At 43.6% G+C, this 21,033-nt stretch carries 18 protein-coding genes and 1 tRNA gene; 6 read left to right on the top strand and 13 right to left on the bottom strand.

Annotated features, from left to right (window positions below; all coding sequences use genetic code 11):
* The first annotated feature begins 36 nt into the window (after positions 1-36).
* A complete protein-coding gene (locus ACN0V2_RS02865; protein ID WP_417549279.1) occupies positions 37-1,134 on the top strand; it encodes an efflux RND transporter periplasmic adaptor subunit in 1,098 nt (365 codons plus the stop codon).
* Positions 1,131-4,247 carry an efflux RND transporter permease subunit gene (locus ACN0V2_RS02860; protein WP_417549278.1) on the top strand — a complete coding sequence of 1,039 codons (3,117 nt, stop codon included), beginning with the start codon at positions 1,131-1,133 and terminating at the stop codon, positions 4,245-4,247. Before ACN0V2_RS02865 ends, ACN0V2_RS02860 begins: the two co-directional genes overlap by 4 nt.
* Positions 4,248-4,268: 21 nt before the next feature.
* On the opposite strand, the gene ACN0V2_RS02855 is transcribed toward ACN0V2_RS02860, so the two are convergent.
* Both ACN0V2_RS02855 and ACN0V2_RS02850 read right to left on the bottom strand, forming a co-directional pair.
* Positions 4,269-4,345, bottom strand: a tRNA-Asp gene (locus ACN0V2_RS02855).
* 224 nt (positions 4,346-4,569) lie between these two features.
* Entirely contained in the window at positions 4,570-5,412 is an 843-nt protein-coding gene (locus tag ACN0V2_RS02850) for a plastocyanin/azurin family copper-binding protein (protein ID WP_417549277.1), read from the bottom strand.
* Between the two features lie 575 nt (positions 5,413-5,987).
* Here ACN0V2_RS02850 and ACN0V2_RS02845 point away from each other — a divergent pair.
* Positions 5,988-8,156: a TonB-dependent receptor family protein gene (locus ACN0V2_RS02845; protein WP_417549276.1), complete on the top strand. Its 2,169-nt coding sequence runs from the start codon at positions 5,988-5,990 to the stop codon at positions 8,154-8,156.
* A gap of 185 nt (positions 8,157-8,341) precedes the next feature.
* Here ACN0V2_RS02845 and ACN0V2_RS02840 read toward each other — a convergent pair whose 3' ends face one another.
* The 5 genes from ACN0V2_RS02840 to ACN0V2_RS02820 form a co-directional block, all read right to left on the bottom strand.
* The gene (locus tag ACN0V2_RS02840; RefSeq protein ID WP_417549275.1) at positions 8,342-8,683 is read right to left on the bottom strand and encodes a hypothetical protein; all 342 of its coding nucleotides are present in this window, start codon (positions 8,681-8,683) and stop codon (positions 8,342-8,344) included.
* Between the two features lie 66 nt (positions 8,684-8,749).
* The gene (locus ACN0V2_RS02835; protein WP_417549274.1) at positions 8,750-9,139 is read right to left on the bottom strand and encodes a DUF6746 family protein; all 390 of its coding nucleotides are present in this window, start codon (positions 9,137-9,139) and stop codon (positions 8,750-8,752) included.
* A gap of 150 nt (positions 9,140-9,289) precedes the next feature.
* Positions 9,290-9,715 carry a plastocyanin/azurin family copper-binding protein gene (locus ACN0V2_RS02830; RefSeq protein ID WP_417549273.1) on the bottom strand — a complete coding sequence of 142 codons (426 nt, stop codon included), beginning with the start codon at positions 9,713-9,715 and terminating at the stop codon, positions 9,290-9,292.
* Positions 9,716-9,921: 206 nt separating this feature from the next.
* Positions 9,922-10,350 (bottom strand): MgtC/SapB family protein, encoded by a 429-nt coding sequence (locus ACN0V2_RS02825; protein WP_417549272.1) that lies wholly within the window; start codon positions 10,348-10,350, stop codon positions 9,922-9,924.
* Positions 10,351-10,404: 54 nt separating this feature from the next.
* Positions 10,405-11,481, bottom strand: coding sequence for an AI-2E family transporter (locus ACN0V2_RS02820; RefSeq protein ID WP_417549271.1), 1,077 nt, complete (start codon positions 11,479-11,481; stop codon positions 10,405-10,407).
* A gap of 163 nt (positions 11,482-11,644) precedes the next feature.
* Between ACN0V2_RS02820 and ACN0V2_RS02815 the strand changes: the two genes are divergently transcribed.
* A complete protein-coding gene (locus tag ACN0V2_RS02815; protein WP_417549270.1) occupies positions 11,645-12,724 on the top strand; it encodes an efflux RND transporter periplasmic adaptor subunit in 1,080 nt (359 codons plus the stop codon).
* Between the two features lie 6 nt (positions 12,725-12,730).
* Positions 12,731-15,898 carry an efflux RND transporter permease subunit gene (locus tag ACN0V2_RS02810; RefSeq protein ID WP_417549269.1) on the top strand — a complete coding sequence of 1,056 codons (3,168 nt, stop codon included), beginning with the start codon at positions 12,731-12,733 and terminating at the stop codon, positions 15,896-15,898.
* Here the strand turns inward: ACN0V2_RS02810 and ACN0V2_RS02805 are convergent.
* On the bottom strand, positions 15,874-16,404 hold the full coding sequence (locus tag ACN0V2_RS02805; RefSeq protein WP_417549268.1) for a lipocalin family protein: 531 nt from the start codon (positions 16,402-16,404) through the stop codon (positions 15,874-15,876). The two genes, ACN0V2_RS02810 and ACN0V2_RS02805, sit on opposite strands and share 25 nt — an antisense overlap.
* Before the next feature lie 49 nt (positions 16,405-16,453).
* Here ACN0V2_RS02805 and ACN0V2_RS02800 point away from each other — a divergent pair, with 49 nt between their 5' ends.
* Positions 16,454-16,711, top strand: a complete 258-nt coding sequence (locus ACN0V2_RS02800) for a TIGR03643 family protein (protein WP_417549267.1) — start codon at positions 16,454-16,456, stop codon at positions 16,709-16,711.
* Between the two features lie 26 nt (positions 16,712-16,737).
* Here ACN0V2_RS02800 and ACN0V2_RS02795 read toward each other — a convergent pair whose 3' ends face one another.
* From ACN0V2_RS02795 to fhcD, 5 genes are all read right to left on the bottom strand, one after another.
* A complete protein-coding gene (locus ACN0V2_RS02795) occupies positions 16,738-17,133 on the bottom strand; it encodes an MAPEG family protein (protein WP_417549266.1) in 396 nt (131 codons plus the stop codon).
* A 185-nt stretch (positions 17,134-17,318) separates the two neighbouring features.
* Positions 17,319-18,059: a dienelactone hydrolase family protein gene (locus tag ACN0V2_RS02790; RefSeq protein ID WP_417549265.1), complete on the bottom strand. Its 741-nt coding sequence runs from the start codon at positions 18,057-18,059 to the stop codon at positions 17,319-17,321.
* A 98-nt stretch (positions 18,060-18,157) separates the two neighbouring features.
* Complete coding sequence (locus tag ACN0V2_RS02785; protein ID WP_417549264.1) at positions 18,158-19,168, bottom strand: class 1 fructose-bisphosphatase; 1,011 nt, start codon at positions 19,166-19,168, stop codon at positions 18,158-18,160.
* Between the two features lie 151 nt (positions 19,169-19,319).
* Positions 19,320-20,135: a formylmethanofuran dehydrogenase subunit C gene (locus tag ACN0V2_RS02780; protein ID WP_417549263.1), complete on the bottom strand. Its 816-nt coding sequence runs from the start codon at positions 20,133-20,135 to the stop codon at positions 19,320-19,322.
* Complete coding sequence (fhcD, locus tag ACN0V2_RS02775; RefSeq protein ID WP_417549262.1) at positions 20,132-21,031, bottom strand: formylmethanofuran--tetrahydromethanopterin N-formyltransferase; 900 nt, start codon at positions 21,029-21,031, stop codon at positions 20,132-20,134. Before fhcD ends, ACN0V2_RS02780 begins: the two co-directional genes overlap by 4 nt.
* Between the last annotated feature and the right edge of the window lie 2 nt (positions 21,032-21,033).

Genomic DNA, 21,033 nt, shown 5'->3' with positions numbered 1-21,033 from the left:
ATATCTCCGCCCCATCATTTGAGATCCCTTTCGCCAATGAAGCAATTACTATTCTGGCCAGCTCTTTTTGTCACTATTTTGAGCCTTGCAGGCTGTGAACGTGATAAACCAACTCCTACAGCACAAATTAAACCCCATTTAGTAGAAGTGGTAACGGCAGAATTAAAGGATATTTCAGTCTCAAGAGAACGTAATGGCAGTCTAAAAGCCATCCAAGAAATTCAAATATTCAACCAAGAAGAAGGACAAATTGCCGCATTACCTTTTTTTGAAGGAGACCGTGTTGAAAAAGGTCAGGTTATCGCCCGGCTGGATGATGGTTTGCTGCGTTCCCAACTCACTCGTGCCCAAGCCTTAACCCGTAAATCTGCAACAGATCTGGCACAAATAAAAGATCTTGTCGCCCGCAAATTAACAACGCAAAACGAATTAACGCGTATTGAAACCGAGCTGGCCGTAGCTAAAGCCGAAGAAGAAGCATTACAAACTCGTCTGTCCTACTTTGTTATTCGATCCCCCATAACTGGCGTGGTGACTCTGCGAAATTCTGAACCCGGCAATATTGCTGAGCGCTATTCGCATTTAATGACCATTGCTGATCAGCAAACATTAATTACGGAGGTGCAGCTCTCAGAACTTCTGCTAAACAATTTGCAGGAAGGTGATGAGGCAAGCATCCAAATAGATGCATTACGTGCCGGCACGAACTCAAATCAAGATCTGACCGGAAAAATCAGTCGAATATATCCTGACATTGATCCAATGACTCGTACCGGTACGCTTGAAATCGCGTTAAATCCGGTACCGGCAGGTGCAAGAGCCGGCCAATTTGTTCGAGTGACGCTAACCAGCCAACAAGCAAAAAGACTGTTAATTCCCTTTATTGCTTTACGCCGCTCAGTCGAAGAAGAATATGTTTTTACGGTTAACTCTGACAACCAAGTTCAAGTGACTCCTGTTACTACTGGACTCGAAATTGGTGACCAAATAGAAATCTTAGAAGGTTTAGCAGGCGGAGAGCTTGTTGTTATAAGGGGCTTTACTAACCTTCGTGACAATAAAACAGTCAAAATTGTGAATGCACCGGCCGCGATGGAACAGGCACCAAGTTCCGTCACAGAGAATACCCCATGAAAATCCAGGGTGGTGGCCTAGCTGCTTGGTCAATTAAACACCCGATAGGTGTCACCATGATTGCAGCAACAGTGATAGTGCTTGGTTTAGCTGCCCTCAGCCGTCTATCCATTGATTTATTACCCCAAATTATTTATCCAGATATTCGCGTGCGTATTTTGGATGAAGGGGTGCCTGCAACGGTCATGGAGGATCAGGTCACCCGGTTTGTTGAAGAACAATTAGCGATTACCGAAGATGCATTAAACGTTCAATCATCGACCGATCTTGGCATTGTTGAAATTGATATCACATTTGATTACGGCAAAGACGTTGATGTTGCACTTCGAGATGCAAGTACGCGACTGGATCGAGCCAAAACACAATTACCAGACTCCATTGAACCTCCAGAAATATTTAAACGCGATCCCTCGCAAATACCCGTCATTGAATTTGTCGTGAGTTCAGACTTAATGGCCTTAGTCGATCTGCGAACTTGGACTGACGATGTACTGAGCAAATGGTTTATTAATTTGCCTGGCGTTGCTGCCGCAGAAATTGGGGGTGGTGTTGAACGTGAAATTCAGATCATTCCCGATCAACAGCGTCTAGCCGGTATGGGACTTAGTTATCAGGATATTGTTGAGGCGATACAAACTGCCAACGATGATATTGCTATCGGCAGATTGCAAATGCCTGGCAGCGAGATTACCGGCCGTATTGGTGGACGTCTCAATTCTGTCGAAGCCATCCGCCAAGTACCGATTGGTCAAACAGACAATAATATTATCAAGCTATATGAAGTAGCCAAAGTGGTTGATAGTAGCGAAGATGAAAGAATTCGGATTCGAGCCAACGGTATCAGTGGCATCAAATTGGCGATTCAAAAACAACCCAATGCAAATACTAATGATGTCGTTGAAGAAGTTAACCGTCAGTTGGTGTGGCTTAAACAACAAAATGTTATCCCTGCAGGTATTAATATCACTGCTGTTACGGACCAATCCGTCTATATTAAACAATCCCTGAAAAATGCCGCATCAGCGGCCATCAGTGGCGGTATTCTTGCCATGTTAGTGGTGTATTTGTTTCTCGGCAATTTACGTCGTACCTTGATCATCGGCAGCGCTATTCCCATTGCAATAATGTTTACCTTCATTTTGATGAGTATGGGCGGGTTAACGCTCAATATCATGACGCTTGGCGGCCTGGCTTTGGGTGTAGGTATGCTGGTGGACAATACCATCGTCATGTTGGAAAACATCTATCGACACCAATGCAAACATGAAAAACCGTTAGAAGCCGGCACGCATGCTGCGGCTGAAGTGAATGGCCCTATTGTGGCTTCTACTTCGACTAACCTCGCTGCTATTCTGCCTTTTTTGTTTATCGGCGGCTTGACCGGCCTACTGTTCAGCGAATTAATTTTTACTATTTCCGCCGCCATTTTTGCCTCAATGGTCATTGCACTTACATTGGTTCCAGCCTATGCCGCCAAAGTCACTCAAATCAGTAATAACCCCATCCGTAAAGGTATGGATGCATTAATCGCTTTTTTACAGCGAGGCTACAGCAAAGTTATTCGCTTTTTCTTAAAAATAAAACTACTGGTCATCGTGTTGTTTATTGGGGCCTTTGCGTTTAGCTTGCCCATTTTTACCAGTGGTGATCAGATTTTGCTTCCCAATATTGATGATGGTCGTATTGAAGTACGGATGATTTCTGACTCGGGGGTGTCCGTTGAGGAAATGGACGGTTATGTTCAACTTATAGAACAAATCATGGACGCCAAGCCCGAAACCAAAACCATCTTCACGCTGGTGGGCGGTAGCGTTTTCGGCCGTTCACAACGAGAAGAACCCAGCAGAGCTGAGATGACTATTGAACTGGTTGCTGCAGCTGAACGGGAAATATCCAGTCAGCAATGGATAAAAGATATTCGTAAACAGATAGATGAATTACAAATCGCCGGATTGCGGGTCTTTCTCTATCAGCGTGGTATACGCGGATTACGTACTCATAGTGGTGATGAAGACATCAGCCTTAGATTACAAGGCGATGATTTCACCGTAATGAAAAATGTTGCCGACAAGATCGCCGATAAAATGCGACAAATTCCACAGCTCAGTAACGTTGAGCATTCTGCAGAAGATGAGCGTTTTGAAATTTCTATCAAATTAAATCGAGACAGGGCTGAGGAGCTTGGACTTAATATGCAGGATCTTGCCGAGGCTGCCCAAACAGCATTACAAGGTCGTGTTATCAGTGATTTTCTTGAAGGTAATCGTTCCTACGATATCCGACTGAGACTGCCTCAGGAAGAAATGAACAACCCGCAGGCGTTACGTTCTATCATTCTTTTCCCGTCGTCGGATGGAAGCTCTCCGTTATACCTGGGAGATGTCGCCGGAATAGAGCTTCTTGATACCCCCTCACGAATTCGCCGTGAAAACCAGATGCGTATTGTTGAACTATCGGCAGCCCTCGCTGATGGAGCGACACTGGGCCAAGCCCTCATCGAGCTTGATCAGATGCGTCAAGAAATTGATTTACCAACCGGTTATACGATCTATGATGGCGGTCAAAAACAAGCGCTTGAACAACAACAAAATCAAAACCTTATATTGCTCGCTCTGGCGTTATTTTTGGTGTTGGTGGTGATGGCAATTCAATATGAATCTCTGTTAAACCCAATCATTATTCTATTGAGTGTACCGTTTGCTGCAATTGGTGTGGCGATGGGGATTTATTGGATCGATTTACCGTTATCAATGCCGATATGGCTAGGAACCATCATGTTGATAGGCATTGTGGTGAATAACGCCATTTTATTGGTGAATTATATTGAGCTTGAAAGGCTTAAAAACGGGGATTTAACAGAAGCTGTCATTGAAGCCGTCAGTCTGCGTTTACGACCCATATTAATGACGACATTAAGTACTGTAGTTGGAATGTTACCGCTCGCCTTAGGAATTGGCGAAGGTTCTGAAATGTTACAGCCGTTAGCAATAGCTGTGGTGTGGGGGCTGAGCTTTTCGATGATGGTGAGTTTGCTACTAGTCCCTCTGGTGTATCACTTGTTTCATTCGATTAAAGATCGGAACAAATTTGATAACCAGACAGCTCTTACTTAGGGGGAAGGTCTTCCATAAAAATGGCGGAGCGGACGGGACTCGAACCCGCGACCTCCGGCGTGACAGGCCAGCATTCTAACCAACTGAACTACCGCTCCGCAACCTGATGGTTAAAGCATAACCGGTCAGGAAGCGTGCAAGAATACAGCAAAAATTCAAAAGGTGTTAGTGTTCCACATAAAAAAGCTTAATCCGTAAGGTAAGTGTTTGAAATAAAGACTATTTAGCAACTTTACCGATTATAAAAACTATAGCTTGGCGATGAATTGCAGGCAAAAAAATCCCCCGGAAGCGTTGCTTGTTCGCTTGCGGGGGAATTTAATTACATTGCTTCAGCAGCTTGTATCGCTTTATTCACTAATCTTTTTGCGGCGCCCTTGGCACCCGAATTTTTAATCTGTTCTAAATTGACTGGCTTGCCAACGATAACGGCGCCGCCCATACCTGCACCAAAATGCGGTGTGCATTTATACACATAGATACCTTCTTGAGTAAAAGTCCGGCTGTAGTTTTCACTCATTTTAGATGTCCACATTTCTGCCCCTTCAGGTATCAAGCCTTCAATTGATTCCGTATTGTGTGTACTCATATTGGTCCAAGAAACTGAATCACCTGGGGCAATCGTTACCACTAATGGATCGTAAATCAGACCTTGAGCTGAGACGGTATGGTTTTTAGACTCTACCGTAGCTGGATCAGCCACCTCAGCAGACTTTTCAGTAATGCCTGCTTCTTTTTCTACTTCCTGCAATCTTGCTTCGGCATCAGCGCGACCTTCAGCAGCCGAGTTTTCTGCGGCGGCAATCGCTTCATTTGCACGATCACTTACACTTTGGCTAGTTTCCTTCGCCGTTTCAATAGCCGATTCCACTGCTTCGTTGGTATTATTCAACACCTCTTCTTCTGAACTGCTGTCTAACGCTTCAGCTTCTTGCTGAGCCGCTTGCGAAACTTCCTCACTCGTCTCAGTGGTTTCTTGAACTTGATTGGTTTCATCTTCTGTTGATTCAACAGCTTCGGTCATTTTTTCAAGCACTTCGGCTGGTGAGCTTGGTCGATCATAATGATCACTTGTGCCGGAAATAAAAGAGGAAACGGCCGCCACCACAAAAACCGCAATGGCAATGATGATGACTACAGTAATGATTGATCGGGAATGACGCATTGGATTCTCCACATGATGAAATTTTCACTGATCATAACATCACCTCAGCGCTCTTTATAAGCTGTAACGCGCTTTTCTTTGACTTAGAACAATTTAAATAATGCTGGATTTTGCCATTACACCGATACCTTATATCCATCATCTGGGAAATTTTGTGGGTATTCATTAGACAAAAAAGGGTATTCCTCCTAGATATTTGTGCGCAACTTCCCGAAAAATTATTGAAAAATTAAATTCTAAATCGATTTCCGTTGTATTAAAACAACATTTTTATTAGAAATTAAACCTTTGAACAACAACTTATAAAAACGTTTATAAACAACCATTCGACTGGTTACCTATAACCACCCATAAAATCCTCTTGGTTTTAAGCATTTTTAACTGATGTATTTCAGAAGCTATTCATCAATCAACAAGTGGTTACTTATAACCACTCTTAAATCTGATTTTTACTAAACCTTTGTGGTTACTGGGTTTAACCCCGAAATGAATGCTGCTTTAGGAATTTTTCCTATATGAAGCAGAAATGCGTAAAGCTAGCCTGCATGAGCTTTTTACGCATTGGAGAGAGATGAATGAAACTAAAACCTAAAATTATTAACACAGCGATAGTGTCCTCGTTGATGTTAATGCCTTATGCAGTACTTGCTGAGGATGAGGCTGTTGATACCGGAAAAATGACTGTTACAGGGATCTTGCCAGATCGTTTGGAAGCCATTCCGGGTTCTTTCAGCATTATTGATGAAGAATATTTAGAAGAACGCCGTCCTATTTCTAACATTGAAAGATTACGCACTGTTCCTGGCGTTAATGTCGTTCCAGATGGCAGCATGGGTTTTGATACCAACATTGGTATCCGTGGACAAAATCCACGCCGAAGTGCTAAATCCATGATTATGGAAGATGGCATGCATTTGCAATTGGCACCTTATGCCGATCCAGTTGTGCATTACACCACCCCATCGCAAGCCGTTAATCGTATTGAAGTGATTAAGGGCGCAAACCAAATCCTATATGGACCACAAACACTTGGTGGTGCTGTAAATTTTGTCACCAAACCGGTTCCACGTAATGGCGAAGTTGAAGGAAGTGTTACCTCCGCTTTTGGTAATCAAGGTTATCGTATGCTGAACGGCAGCGTTGGATTTGGTAATGAAATCGGCGGCGTCATGTTTGATTTCAATCAGAACAAAGGGGACGGTGTTTATGACGATGCTGAGTTTGATGTTAAAGACTACCGTTTTAAAGGCGAACTGGATATTACTGATCGTCAAACTCTTGGATTGAAATTGGTTCATACCCGCGACCGTCGCAACCAAACTGAAGCTTATTTAACGCCATTTGAATATGATCAAGACCCTTATTCTCATCCGTCAATCGAAAATGATGAATGGGAACAAGATCGTGACGTCGTTCAGTTACAGCATATTTTCAGAGTGAATGATAATTTTAAGCTGAGTTCTCAAGCTTATTACACGGATACCTTCCGCAATGGCCTGCGTAGTACAGAAGAGAATGAAGGTGATCTTGATGTCAACGGCAACATTACCTCTTTATTTAGAAACTGTCCTGGTCAGGGCGGTGAAGAAGTTCCAGCAGGTAATGTGGCCGATCCAAGCCAATGTGCTGGCCGCCATGCCCCACGCCAGTATTACACTCGTGGTGTAGAGACTCGTGGTGATTTGTCGCACAGTCTGTTTGGCCTTGAACATGACACTATCTTTGGTGTGCGTTATCACGAAGAAAACGTGCATCGTCAGGAGATTCTTGCACAAAGCGTTGCAGAACGTGAAGACTATGATTTGGCATTACTCAATAACCCAGGTGATGTTGAAGAAGCCTTAATCAAAACCAATGCATTGTCTTATTACATGCAAAACACTACCTATGTTGGTAATTGGTCTTTCACTCCAGGTTTCCGGGTTGAAGATGTTCGCACTAGCGAAAAATTCTTCGAAGGCGGTATTCAAGAAAATCGTGAAAGCCTGTCATATACCGAGTTCCTGCCTAGCTTTGGCGTAACCTGGAATGGCATTGCTAACACAACGATCTTTGCCGGCGTTCATAAAGGCATCGCACCCGCACGAGCTGATCGTGAATTTAGTGAAGATGGTGGCCGAGCTGAGCCAGAAGAAAGCACCTTATATGAGGTAGGTGTGCGTAGTACTTACTTCAAAGGCGTAAGCTTTGAAACCGCATTTTTCCATAACGATATCAAAAATACACTGATTGATTTTGGTGATACGTTTGATAACAGCGGTGACAGCAAACAAACCGGTATTGAAGTAGCGGGTCGTATTGATTTCGGTGATATTTATGGCTGGACGAATAATATTTATTTGTCAGGTGCGTATACCAATCTTTGGACAGCCGAATATGAAGATGGTCCAGATCCAACTATTAACGGAAACAGAATGCAATATGCACCTGAACACCTGTTAAACATTGATCTTGGCTATGAACATCAAAGCGGTGTAAATGCGAGAATTGGCGTACAACACGTCAGCAAACAATTTGTTGATGATGGTAATACACGTGTTGAAGACGTTAGCGGTCTTCAAGGCACCATTCCAAGCTTTACCATTTGGAACGCTACAGTTAATTACCGCGTGCCAAATACCGGCGTAACGCTATTTACTGGTGTCGAAAATCTGTTTGATAAAGAGTACTTAGTCAGCCGTAACGAAGGTAAGTTAGTAGGTCGTGAACGTCTGTACTACGGTGGTATTACATACAACTTTTAATCAGCTTCAACGTTGACGGAGACGGTTTTACAGAACATGTTTTTGAATATGTATTAAAAACAGCCATTTCTCCCAGATTTGCTGTTTCTGTAGAACTATTGCCGACAAGCCCGCTCAAAGCGGGCTTTTTTTTGCACAAAAAAACCCACTTTAAAGTGGGTTTTCGTTGGCTCTGAGATTGTGAGTTAATCTTTTTGAACTTCTCGTTTATCGATATACATCAACATAATTTGCCGATTAGTATAGATATCATTCGAACCACTCTTACGAACGGTGTCATAAAAGGCTTTAAACTTCGGATCACGCTGTTTCATTTCATCTAGATTATCCAGCAATACTAATGCCTGAAAAGCGGTTGGCGCTGTATCAAAAAACCGCACTGTACAGTAAGTAGTGATAGGTTGACCGAGCACTTTCAACTCAGCTTTTAATGACTCATCAAATATGCATTGCTGGTAGTTCTCATGTTCAGCAAAAACATAACCAGATAAAAACAAACCGCACGCGGCAATCAATTGAGCTTTCATTTGGCCCTCTGAACAGATTCATAAATTAACTGTTCAGACAACGGCCTTGAAATTCTGTTCCAGCTCTTAAGACTGAGTATCACCCATATGACTTATTGTTTTAATTACTTCCATATAGGCTTCACCATGCTCATGCACTGCGTCAGCATCATATTTTTCCGAAGCTACATGCACCTGTTCCAGAGTCGCGGCTAATTTAGCCAATTCTTGATTAATTTTTGCTAAGGCATTTTCCAGTGTGTAAGTCAGTTCATGCACTTTCGTCACGTCTTCAGCCGACATGGAATCTTTCTTTAATAGCGTTTCTAAACGTTGGTTATAACGCTTAAAGTGGGTAACGGCCTCTTCCAATGAATCGACTGATTCGCCTTTGAAATGCTCCACTTCTTCCGCTTTTGCCATGGTGGCAACACCAAAACTTAATGCTGCAGCGGCAAGATAATTAATCACTTTCATATTGGCCTCGATATAGATAGGAATGATTTGCAAACAATAACGATAAACGTTATCACAACAAGATAAGGACTAAAATTTCATTATCAAGGGGCATAAAAAAACCTCCCGTCATAACAACGGAAGGTTTTTAAGAGCTGCTTACTTAAAAGGTTACATGGACTCTGCTTCTGAAACCGCTTTTTTGACGACTCGTCCTACCCCGCCTTTTGCATCTGCAGATTTAATAGCATCCAGATTGGTGGGTTCACCTACGATAATCGCTCCCCCCATACCAGCACCAATGTGGGGAGTACATTTGTAGATATAGATACCTTCTTTATCAAAAGTGTACTGATAGTTTTCACTCATAGGAGAATTAATTTTTTCTGCACCCTCAGGAATCAAACCATCTACTGTTTCAACATTATGAGTGGACATATTTTCCCAACGAACTGTGTCGCCTGGCGCTACCTTCACTACTAATGGTTCGTATTTCATACCAACGGCAGTAACAACATGTGTTTCAGCAAAAACACTTTGACTCATTAAAAGTAATGCTGCGGGAATGGTCATAATCGCTAATTTTATTTTAGGCATGGAGCCTCCTATTCAGTGATTAACTTATAGTTTATTTGGAACATGATACGGGAATTATTCCCGAAAACACTATTACCGACCATCGATGAAATGGGATGGTTCCGGCAAGGTGATAAGTAAATATTGTGCTTGAGCTCTTTAAGTCGCATTAACTTAAGTTAATCAATATTTTCTAAAATGATTGCATTTTTTAGGATAACTTCCTATCACTTAATCGAATCCTGTCGTTTAAAAAAGCTGAATAACTGGAAAATAAGAAACCCCATTATCGACAAGACAATCGCAATTTCATAACGAGCATAAGCAACTGAGATACCGATTGAACCTGTTAACCAAATTCCTGCCGCACTTGCCGTACCGCTTACCCCACCATTATTTTTCATGATGGCACCTCCACCGATAAACCCCATCCCGGTAATGATGCCATACATCACTCTGGCTTCAGCGGCATCGCCATCATAGACCTCCCTCGCCACCAGCATAAAAGCACAGCACGCGATACAAACTAACGGATAAGTTCGCATGCCCGCCCCTCTTGCTTTATATTCCCGATTGAAAGCAATGGGTAAAGCAAGCAGAAAAGCTATACCTAATTGGTAAGAGTGATACCAGATTAAGCCGAAATCAATATTCATCAGCAAATTCCGTGATTACCATAAAGCGGTTTCAATTCTCTGAAAATTTTGTCATTAATTTGATGCAATCTGCGATTTCAAACTGCGTGGCCAAGCGGTCACTAAGGCTTTTAATAATGTTGCCAATGGAATCGCAAAGAAAATCCCCCAAAAGCCCCATATCCCGCCAAAGAACAACACGGCCAAAATAATGGAGACCGGGTGCAAATTCACGGCCTCAGAAAATAAAACTGGAACCAACACATTACCGTCTAAGGCTTGAATAACCCCATAAGCCAGTAACACATAAGCGAAATCTTCCGTCAGTCCAAAATGAAAGCCAGCAACCGCTGCAACAGGTAATGTCGCAACAGCTGCACCAATAAAGGGAATTAATACCGAAAACCCAACAATAACGGCTAATAAAGCAGAGTAAGGCAAGCCAAACAAAGCAAAGGTAATAAAGGCGACCGTACCAACAATAATGATCTCCACCACCTTACCTCGAACATAGTTGGCGATCTGACCATCCATTTCCTTCCAAATTCGACCCATTAATCCACGTTTTTCCGGCATCATCGACAATATAAAACCCACCAGACGTTCGCGATCTTTAAGCATAAAAAATACTAAAATCGGCACTAAAACCAGATAAATGATCAACCCAATCACATTACCTAAGGATGATAAAGACAAGGTCAATGCTCGCTGACCATGCGCACTCAGCTCCCTGGCAACCATTGAAATCCAATTTTGAATTTCATCAGGGGTTATCAATGTAGGGTATTGGGCCTGGAGTTCATCTAACCATTTCTGTCCACTGGTGAGCATTCTGGGGGTTTCCAGAACCAGGTTCACCAGCTGATTCCATAATAATGGCATCAGTAAAAAAGCCAGTGCCAGCATCAAACTCACAAATCCGATAAACACAATGGCAACAGCAATGGTTTCCGGGATATGCCTTCTAGTAAGCATATTGACGACACCTTGCAATAAAAATGCAATGACTAGTGCCGTAAAAAAAGGAGCCAACATACCACCCAGCCAAATGATGGCGGCAAAACCGAGAAACAGCACGATTAGTAAAATGACGGCCTCTTCGTCAGAAAAATATCTTTCTGCCCAATTTTTGAAAACAGCTCTCAAGGTCATATCTGTTTTGGTCCTGTTCAACGTCTTAAAGTATGTCTGGTACTATTCTGGCATACCGGAATAAGACTTGTGGCGAAATAGAAGCAGTCTAACATTCCAGTTTCAGGAACTATCTAATTAAAGTAACGTTCATTAACTGCATTCACTAATCATGCGAATCAACATGTCTCAATCATTTTTATTACATAAACGGCTGGGTTGCAGCTTTGTTTTCCTGCTACTCAGTCAAGTCAGCTTGGCAGCCACACCGGTTAGCGTCAGCCAACCAATCGCATCAGAATCAACAGAGACATTAACCTTGTCGGGTTCTTTAACGGCTGAGCGCAGAGCACTGCTTTCACCCCGTGTCGATGGTTTAGTTAAAGAAGTATTGGTAGATGCTGGTTACCGGGTTAAGCAGGGTGACGTGTTGTTGAGACAGGATTCTGCTATCGCCAAGCAGCAACTTGAACAGGCAAAAGCCGCGACTAGCGAAGCACAGGCCAGTGCAGATGAGGCACAACGCTTAGTTAAAGAAGCAAAACGACTGCGTGGAGATAATTATATTTCGGCTACGGAACTGGCCAATCGCGAATCTAATTTTGTATTGAGTCAAGCAGCATTAGCTGCTACCAGAGCAATGCAAAACACTTCTGCTGAACAACTTAGTCGTCATGAATTACCCGCTCCCTTCAGTGGTGTTATCAGCGCCAAAATGACTGAAGCCGGTGAATGGGTTAATCGTGGTGATCAAGTGCTGGAATTGGTAGCCCTAGAGCCTGTCAGGCTAGATGTGAATGTACCTCAGGAACGATTTTCAGAAATAACCACCGAAAGTCGCGTTGAAATCCTGCCAGATGCCCTGCCTTCTCGAAAATTATCCGGAAAAATTACAGCACTGGTGCCTGTCAGTAATGCTCAAGCTCGCTCTTTTTTAGTTCGTATTATCGTCGACTCAGAAGATGTGAATCTTTTGCCTGGAACGTCGGCCAGTGCAGTGATTTATATCGCGGGAGACAAAGACAAAGGTTATCGAGTACCTCGCGACGCGGTGCTAAGACATGCCGATGGCGGGCGTAGCGTTTTTGTAGTTGAGAATAATAAAGCACAACGTCGTAATGTCAGCGTTGGTAGCGAAAGCTCTGATGGAATTATTATTACTCAAGGCTTAACCGCAGAGGATTTAGTGGTCGTACGTGGTAATGAAGTATTACAAGACAACGATGACGTAGAAATCATTAGCGACGACAAAAAAAGGAATTAATCCCGCATGTTAGAAGCACCTATTCGCAACGGAAAGTTGCTTACGGTCATCGTTCTGATTGTTTGTGTTTTGGGTATTGCTGCTGCGCGCTTAATCCCGGTCCAAATGATTCCAGATTTGGATGTGCGTACGATTAGTGTTGTGACCCAATGGCCTGGTGCTACGCCCCAGGATATTGAAAAAGAAATTCTTATAGAGCAAGAACGCTATTTACGTAATATCCCTAACTTACGACGCATGGAATCCTTTGCTGAAACCGGGATTTCCTATGTTGAATTAGACTTTCCATTTGGTGTTGAGATTAATGAAACCCTGATAGAAGTAGCCAACGCATTAAGTCAGGTTCCTAGCTATCCCGAAAACGTCGATCAACCAAGCATTCGCAGCAGTTCTTTTTCAGAAAATGCGTTTATGTATTTTGCGGTATCACCTTTAGCGGGTAACCCGTTAGATCTTGATATCGACATGATCACCGATTTCATTGATGACAATATACGTACGCAAATGGAACGTGTGCCCGGTGTTTCCGAAGTGCAACTTCGCGGCGGCGCTGAACGGCAAATGCAGATATTTATCGATCCCGCCAAATTAGCACAACGTGGCTTAAGCCTAACTCAGGTCCGGGATGCCATCAGAGTTCGTAATAGTGATACTTCTGCTGGTGATTTAGACGATGGCAAAAAACGCTACTTGCTGAGAACCATTGGTCGCTTTGAAAACAAACAGGAACTCGAAAACCTCATCTTAGCCCATCGCAATGGCACTGATATTTTCTTGAAAGATGTGGCCACGATTCAGCTTGATCATTATGAAGTGCGTGAAGTCGCTGTGGTGAATGACGAACGCGGTCTGACAATGGCAGTAAAACGTGAGCCGGGTTCAAATGTAATTGATATCAAATACGCGATGATGCAAGTCGTTAAAGAAATGCGACGGGATTTATTACATCCGAATGGCTTGGATCTGGTTCTGATAGGCGATGATGTTCGCTACGTAGAGTCATCAATTCAGAATGTGTCACAAAACTTACTATTAGGGGCCTTGCTAGCCACCATCATTCTCTTTTTATTCTTGCGAAGCGTGCGGGGTACATTAATCGGTTTAATGGGCATGCCGGTATGTATTATTGCGGCCTTTTTAGGGTTATTAGTATTTGACCGAACCATAAATGTCATTTCCTTAGCCGGTATAGCCTTTGCCATTGGTATGACGGTGGACAATACCATTGTTGTACTGGAGAGCATTGAACAAGCCAGGCGACGAGGCTTGGATCGAATTGAAGCCGCTATTGTCGGGGTACGTGAGGTCTGGACCGCGGTATTTGCTTCCAGCATGACCACTATTTTGGTGTTTGCGCCAGTATTGTTTGTCCAAGAAGAAGCTGGACAACTTTACTCTGATATTGCTATTGCTATTTCGGTGGCGATTCTGGCTTCTATGTTATTTGCCGTAGCCGTTGTTCCTGCTGCATGCGCGCGTTTTGGCTTAGGCAAAACCGCTGGGTCACACGAAGATTTACATAAACCTGGCATTATCCTGCACACCATTAATTGGCTGACCAACGGTTCTATTAGACGTACGCTCACCATGATTATTACGGTGTTTGCCACATTGGTTGCCGCCTGGCACTTGATGCCAGCAGCAGAATATCTACCAGAAGGTGAAGAACCCAAAGCCTTTACCAGCATGATTCCGCCCCCCGGTTATAACCTCTCTGAAATGCTTCGTATTAGTGAAGAAATCATTGAAATTCTCAGTGAAGCCAAAGGTGCTGATCCCACATTATTCGATCGAGGCGAAGCTCCTATTCCCTCTTTAGCTTATTATTTTATTCGAACCACGCCGACTGGTTTACGTGTGCTGAGTGAACCTACTAGAACTGAAGATATTGAGTTAATGATGCGGGCTTTGACTGACTTGTTTGAAAGTTATCCGGGCATGCGAGCTTTTTCCGGCCGGGGTTCGATTATCTCTAGCGATCAAGGTGGTACGCGTGCTGTGAGCTTGGATATCGCCGGGCCTGATATGGAAAACCTATACAGTACCGCTGAATTTGCCCTTAAGCGTGCCGAACAACTTTTTGATAATCCACAAATCGATTCCATCCCGGGTTCGTTATCTTTGGATCAACCCTTAATTGAAATTCGGCCACGTTGGTCACGGTTAACTGAAACAGGCTTCACCGCGGATGAGTTTGGTTATGCCGTTGCGGCTTTAAGCGACGGCGCGTTTGTTGATGAGTTTTTTATTGCCGATGATAAAGTCGATATGTTCCTATTCAGCAATGCTGGCCAGCAACAAAACTTGTCAGGACTCGCCGGTTTGCCAGTACTCACTCCGAATGGCGATGTTATTCCATTGAATGCTTTGGCGGATCTGGAAGAAACCGTTGATAGCGCCACACTTAGACGTGTAGACAGTCGTCGAACGGTTACTTTGTTAATTATCCCTCCCCGTGAAGTGGCGTTAGAAACTGCCGTAAATAAAGTTCGCAATGAGATGATTCCTGCCATGCAGGCGGAAGGCGAGGTTGCTAAAGGCATTAACATTTCGATTTCTGGTGCCTCGGATCAGCTGGATGCAACACGAGAATCGTTATCAGAAAATCTGTTGGTCGCTGTCATACTGATTTATCTGGTGTTGGTAGCTATTTTCTCGCATTGGGGCTATCCATTAATTATTTTAACCACCGTGCCGTTAGGCATTGCCGGAGGTATCGTTGGCTTAGTGGGGGTTAATGCTTCTGGCAGCTTATTAAACGCGATTGGCTTACCAGCCATTATTCAGCCGTTTGACATGATAACCATGCTCGGATTTGTCATTCTGTTGGGTACCGTTGTCAATAATCCAATCCTGATTGTAGAGCAGACCAGACGTAACCTGACAGATAAAGCGATATCAGTTCACACTGCTGTCAATCAAGCTGTGGCAACTCGACTACGTCCAATATTAATGGCGACATTAACCACGATCTTCGGTTTAGCACCATTAGTCTTTATCCCAGGTGCTGGTACCGAGTTATACCGAGGTGTGGGTATTGTGGTGTTAGTTGGGATTGCCGTTTCAACCTTGATAACACTCACTTTCTTACCAAGTTTATTGGTGACCATATTGTCGTGGACACAACGGCGATCACCATCAGGACAACCTCATTTAGCAGAAGGTGAATCTTGATCGACAAAAATCAAGTTGTCGGTCTCAAAGCCACGTTGCGATGCTTCGTTAATAAAGCGAGCAATAACATTATTACTCACGTTGGGTGTGCGGGCCAATAACCATAGATATCCATGGTTAGGGCCCGCAACAAAAGCATATTGATAATCTTGTTTATCAAGGCCAAAGACAATATAGCTGCCATAAAATGGCCCGAAAAACGATACTTTTAGATGTGCTATATCTGCATTTTCGACAAATTTTGCTTTTCCCTCAGCCTCTTCCCATCGATCTTTTTCTGCGTTATATCCGCGGTTAATCACTTTTACACGGCCATTATCTTGCAAGCTGTAATCCGCTGTCACAGCACTTAACCCTTCTTCAAACGAATGATCCAGACGAGCTATTTCGTACCATTTACCTAGATAACGATCTAATTCAAATCCACTCACCGGTTCGACACCCTTTGGTGTTCCAGTACAGCCGGATAAGACGATTGAGATCAGTAAAATTTTGAATAGACGCATATTTCACGCACCTTTGGTTATGTTGAGTTTTTTGGGTGAGAAGTATTGAATGGATAAGACATTAAGTTTAGCGGATATCTCCCGGATTATTGAGATGGCATGGGAAGATCGCACACCGTTTGAAGCCATATTCGGGTTATATGGCTTATCAGAAAAGCAGGTGATCAAGTTAATGCAACGTGAAATGAAAGCCGGATCATTTCGTTTATGGCGACAACGGGTTTCTGGAAGAAAAACCAAACATCAGGCTTTGCGGGATCCGCGTATTTCGCGGGCCTATTGTCCGACCCAATACAAACTACGATGACCTGACGATTCGCTTTTAAATGTTGATTAAACGGCCGTAAAAGCTCTTATCGCAATATAAACGCAGCTTAACCAGCCGACCATAAAGATTAATGTTCGGAACACCGCTAGGTCCAAGGCGTAAAAAATAGGGTGTAACACTCGGCACGCTAAAAACAAGATGGCAGCCCCACTCAATTCCCGTAAATTCACACTTGAATAAAACGCCAGTAAGGTTACGGCTGAATAAAAAATCAGGGCTTCCCAGGCATTTTTCTGTGCAGCTAACACACGAGAAGCCACACCAGTTAATTCTGATTGTTGATCCCTTGGATGGCGGTTATCAAAAATATCTACATGTTTATAGCGTAAATAGCCGCCGATAAATGCCAATATCATCGGGAAAAATGTGACGATAAATAACACGATAAACAACGCGGGCATGTACCACTCCAGTGAACGTTAAATAAATTGATGGGATGAAACCTGTTTACAACAGATTCTAGTTGAGAATCATGCCATAAATCTGTTTTGAACATTGAGATCAATTAATTAAGCTGACTTTTATATCAGGCAGTTAGGCCTTTACTCAGCCAAATGAACATCCATTAATTAATAGCTCTGTTGGTTTAATATTTTTCCAGTTTTTCGTTCAGAAAAGCTAAAAACCGCCGCCAGGATTTTTCATCGGCTGCGGCATGATAACGATCGATACCAAATACGGTAAAAGCATGGTCTGCGCCACCATAGGCAATCATTTCATTCGGGACATGATGTGTTTCAAGCTCAGTGCTCAGCTTGGCAAACTCCTGCATACTGATGGCTTTATCAGCCGCGCCATGCAATACCAGAATTTCTGCAGTGGTATTCGCATAATCCTGTCCTTCTGGCGTGGTTAAACCGCCATGAAAACTGACAAATCCTTGTAGGTCCTTACCTGAACGTGCCATTTCGAGCGCGGCTGCACCACCAAAACAATACCCCATTACGACAACTTGCTCAGGATTGGCCCCTAACTCAACTGCTTTATCTAATGCAGCATTTATCAATAAACGCATTTTCTGGCGATCCTGATACAACTCGCCGGTATGCTGTTTTTTATCTTTATCCTCAGTCGGACGGATGCCTTTTCCAAACAAATCAGCAGCAAATACCGCATAACCCTCTTCAGCTAGCATATTGGCTCGCTGAATCTCATAATCGGTCAAACCATCCCAATCATGGATCAGCATAACAAGTGGGGCATTCTGAGAGGTGCTAACGAAATAGCCTTCGTAGTTTTCGCCATTAACCTGATAATCAATCTGCCCAGCTCCGGCCGAAAGCGAAAACAATGTGAATCCAAGCAATACATATTTTTTCAGCAACATATCATCTCCCCGGGGCTGTTATTCATGAATCAATTATTACGACCATAAGATCACGGTGGAGTTGGCCGAAAAGTTAATTTATTGAATTCACCAGTAATTTAGCCTTGCTGATGGTAACGAACTACTCTGTCGACTTCATTTTTTGATCCCAAAATCACCGGAACTCGTTGATGAATACTTTCCGGTTGGATATCCAGAATTCGCTCAGTTCCAGTTGAGCTCACACCACCGGCTTGCTCGACAATAAAGCTCATCGGATTAGCTTCATACATTAGACGTAATTTGCCGCCTTGTTTGGCGATTTTGGAATCTGTCGGATACAGGAAAATACCGCCTCGAGTTAGCACCCGATAAACTTCCGCTACCATTGACGCCACCCAGCGCATATTGAAGTTTTTCTCACGCTCCCCCTCCGTACCCTTCATACATTCTTCAATGTATTTCTGCACAGGCGGTTCCCAGAAACGCTGATTAGACATGTTGATGGCAAATTCAGCGGTATCTTTGGGAATACGCATGTTCGGATGGGTCAATATAAATTCACCGACATCACTGTCCAAGGTAAAGCCATTGACACCGTTACCAGTGGTCAAAATCAACATCGTCGCTGGGCCATATACCGTAAATCCAGCACAAACCTGCTCTGTGCCTTTTTGCATAAAGTCTTTTAAGGTCGGGTTTTTACAATCATTAGGGCAACGCAGGATGGAAAAAATAGTGCCTACCGACAGATTGATATCAATATTCGATGATCCATCAAGTGGATCAAAACACACTAAATACTTACCTTTAGGAAATTTGCTGGGGATCTGAATAATTTCTTCTATTTCTTCAGAGGCCATCGCGGCCAAGTGACCTGTCCATTTCAGATGATCGACCATCACTTCATTGGTGATGATATCCAATTTTTTCTGCGTTTCACCCTGCACATTTTCACTGTCGGCATAGCCGCCAAGCCCAATTATATTGCTGCGGCTAACGAGATGAGAGATTTTTTTACAGGCACTGACAATATCACCTAACAAGCCCGTCAAATCACCTGTCGAATTGGGATGAGCTCGCTGCTCTTCAACGATAAACTGATTAACGGATTTGCCTATATCAGACATGTTGTTTCTCTCTTTTGCAGGATTTTAGGAGTTAAGCTGGTGAATCACAGCTGGTATCGAGAGAGTAAACCAGTAGACGGGAAAATGCCAAGCCAGCTTGATATTTAATAACAGAAGGGGATTAGACCAGCTAATCCCCTGATAGAAACACTTAGATTTTAACGAGAATTTCGCCCATACCGATACCACCTACATCACCCGCATAACGTTGCACCCGGGAAAACCCTTCAACTTTGGCAAATTGGCTATCCAGTTTTTTAAATGAGGCAAACATCAATGGTAAAAATGCCAGGGTGTGCGAACCACAATCATTAAAGTTGGCAGTGATGCCATGCTGCGGCATTTTAGGCAGCAATATCGTGCCGCGCTTCATTGCATACCCCAGATGTTTACCGACATCACCCAATACCGCGATGGTGCCGGAAATCATCCGTGAACCGCAATATTCGCCCGCATTACCTTCAATCAGGATCATACCGCGACGCATATGATCGCCGGTACGTGCGCCGGTATTACCGGTCACAATAATGATACCGCCGGTCATACCGTTTTTATAACCGCTACGTGCTGCACCAACAAAATCACCGGCATTACCGTTAATCTTGATTTGACCGCCTTTCATTTCACAGCCGGTATAAATAAACGTGTTTCCGGTGATTTCAATATTTCCACCGGTCATAAACTGCCCCAGATAAGCACCGGCATCACCTTTGATGGTAATCCGACCCTGGCTCATGGCATGACCAATATGATCCAGTTTGGCTGAGCTGTTTTCAAAGCGGATGTCATTTGCATCATCACCACTTATATCAAACAGTTCCTCTACTGGCAGCGTTAAACGACCACTGACCAGTTCCATCGATGCGATATCTGCAACATCTTTTCCTGCGAGTTTATCGGGTGTTAATGGTGAGCAATCGACACGCTGTGCCAAATCCGTTTTAAGTTTAAGAGTCAGCGCGCTCATGCCATGATCTCCTGCAAATGAAAGTGGAACGGGCCCAGTTTGCCACCATAATTACCAGCGCTGATTCGGCGAATTCCATTTTCAGCACCTAAATCACAGGCAGCCTGAATACCGACACGCATGGCTTTATCTATATCTTCTTTGCTTAAGCCATCAATAACGATTTCCATGACGGATTCGACTTCTGGTGAACATTCCGACTTGGTCTGACCTTTTAAGGTCGGACAAAACGCATCATTAGTTGAGGCATTTAACGCTTTATATTTAGAACCTACTTTTGAACCACTGCGAACTACCCCGCCCGGGAATGGCATAATGATATTAGGCAGCTGCTTCATCGCTTTAACAGCCGCTTCACAGGCCGCCAATGCTTGCGGTTGCGATTCAGCCAGAATCAAAAAGTTACCACCACCAACAGATGAAACCACGCCGGTATTTTCCTGGGTAAGGAATTCCCCATCCATTACTGGAATGCGCCAGTAACGTTTACCATCAATCATTTTGGATATTTGATAACCATCACCAAAGAAACGCAGGTTTTTACCCAAAGCGATTTCAGCACCATCATCTCCTTCAATACCGGAGAACAATGCTGATGTTGGCGAAGTAAGGACGCACTGACCGGCACGAGTTTCAACTTGTTTGGCTAGGCCTTTACCACCCATGGCAAAAATCAAACAAGCAACACCAGGACGACCATCAGGGGTTTCAGAAGGATCTAAGGTTCGTTCAATGGAGGCTTCACAACCGCAGGCAATAACCGATGTGGCAAAACCGGTAAATGCTGTGGCTGAGTGCATAGCCCATTCAAGATTCTGAGCAGTAATAATGATTCGCGTTCCTTTCATCGGAAACGCTTCAGCAAAGGTTTTATCAATGCTGACGCCATTGATGATCA

This window comes from Methylophaga sp. (genome assembly GCF_048266885.1).
Taxonomy (GTDB): Bacteria; Pseudomonadota; Gammaproteobacteria; order Nitrosococcales; family Methylophagaceae; genus Methylophaga.
Note: the sequence above shows the minus strand (reverse complement) of the source record. Positions and strands in the feature narration are given on the sequence as shown.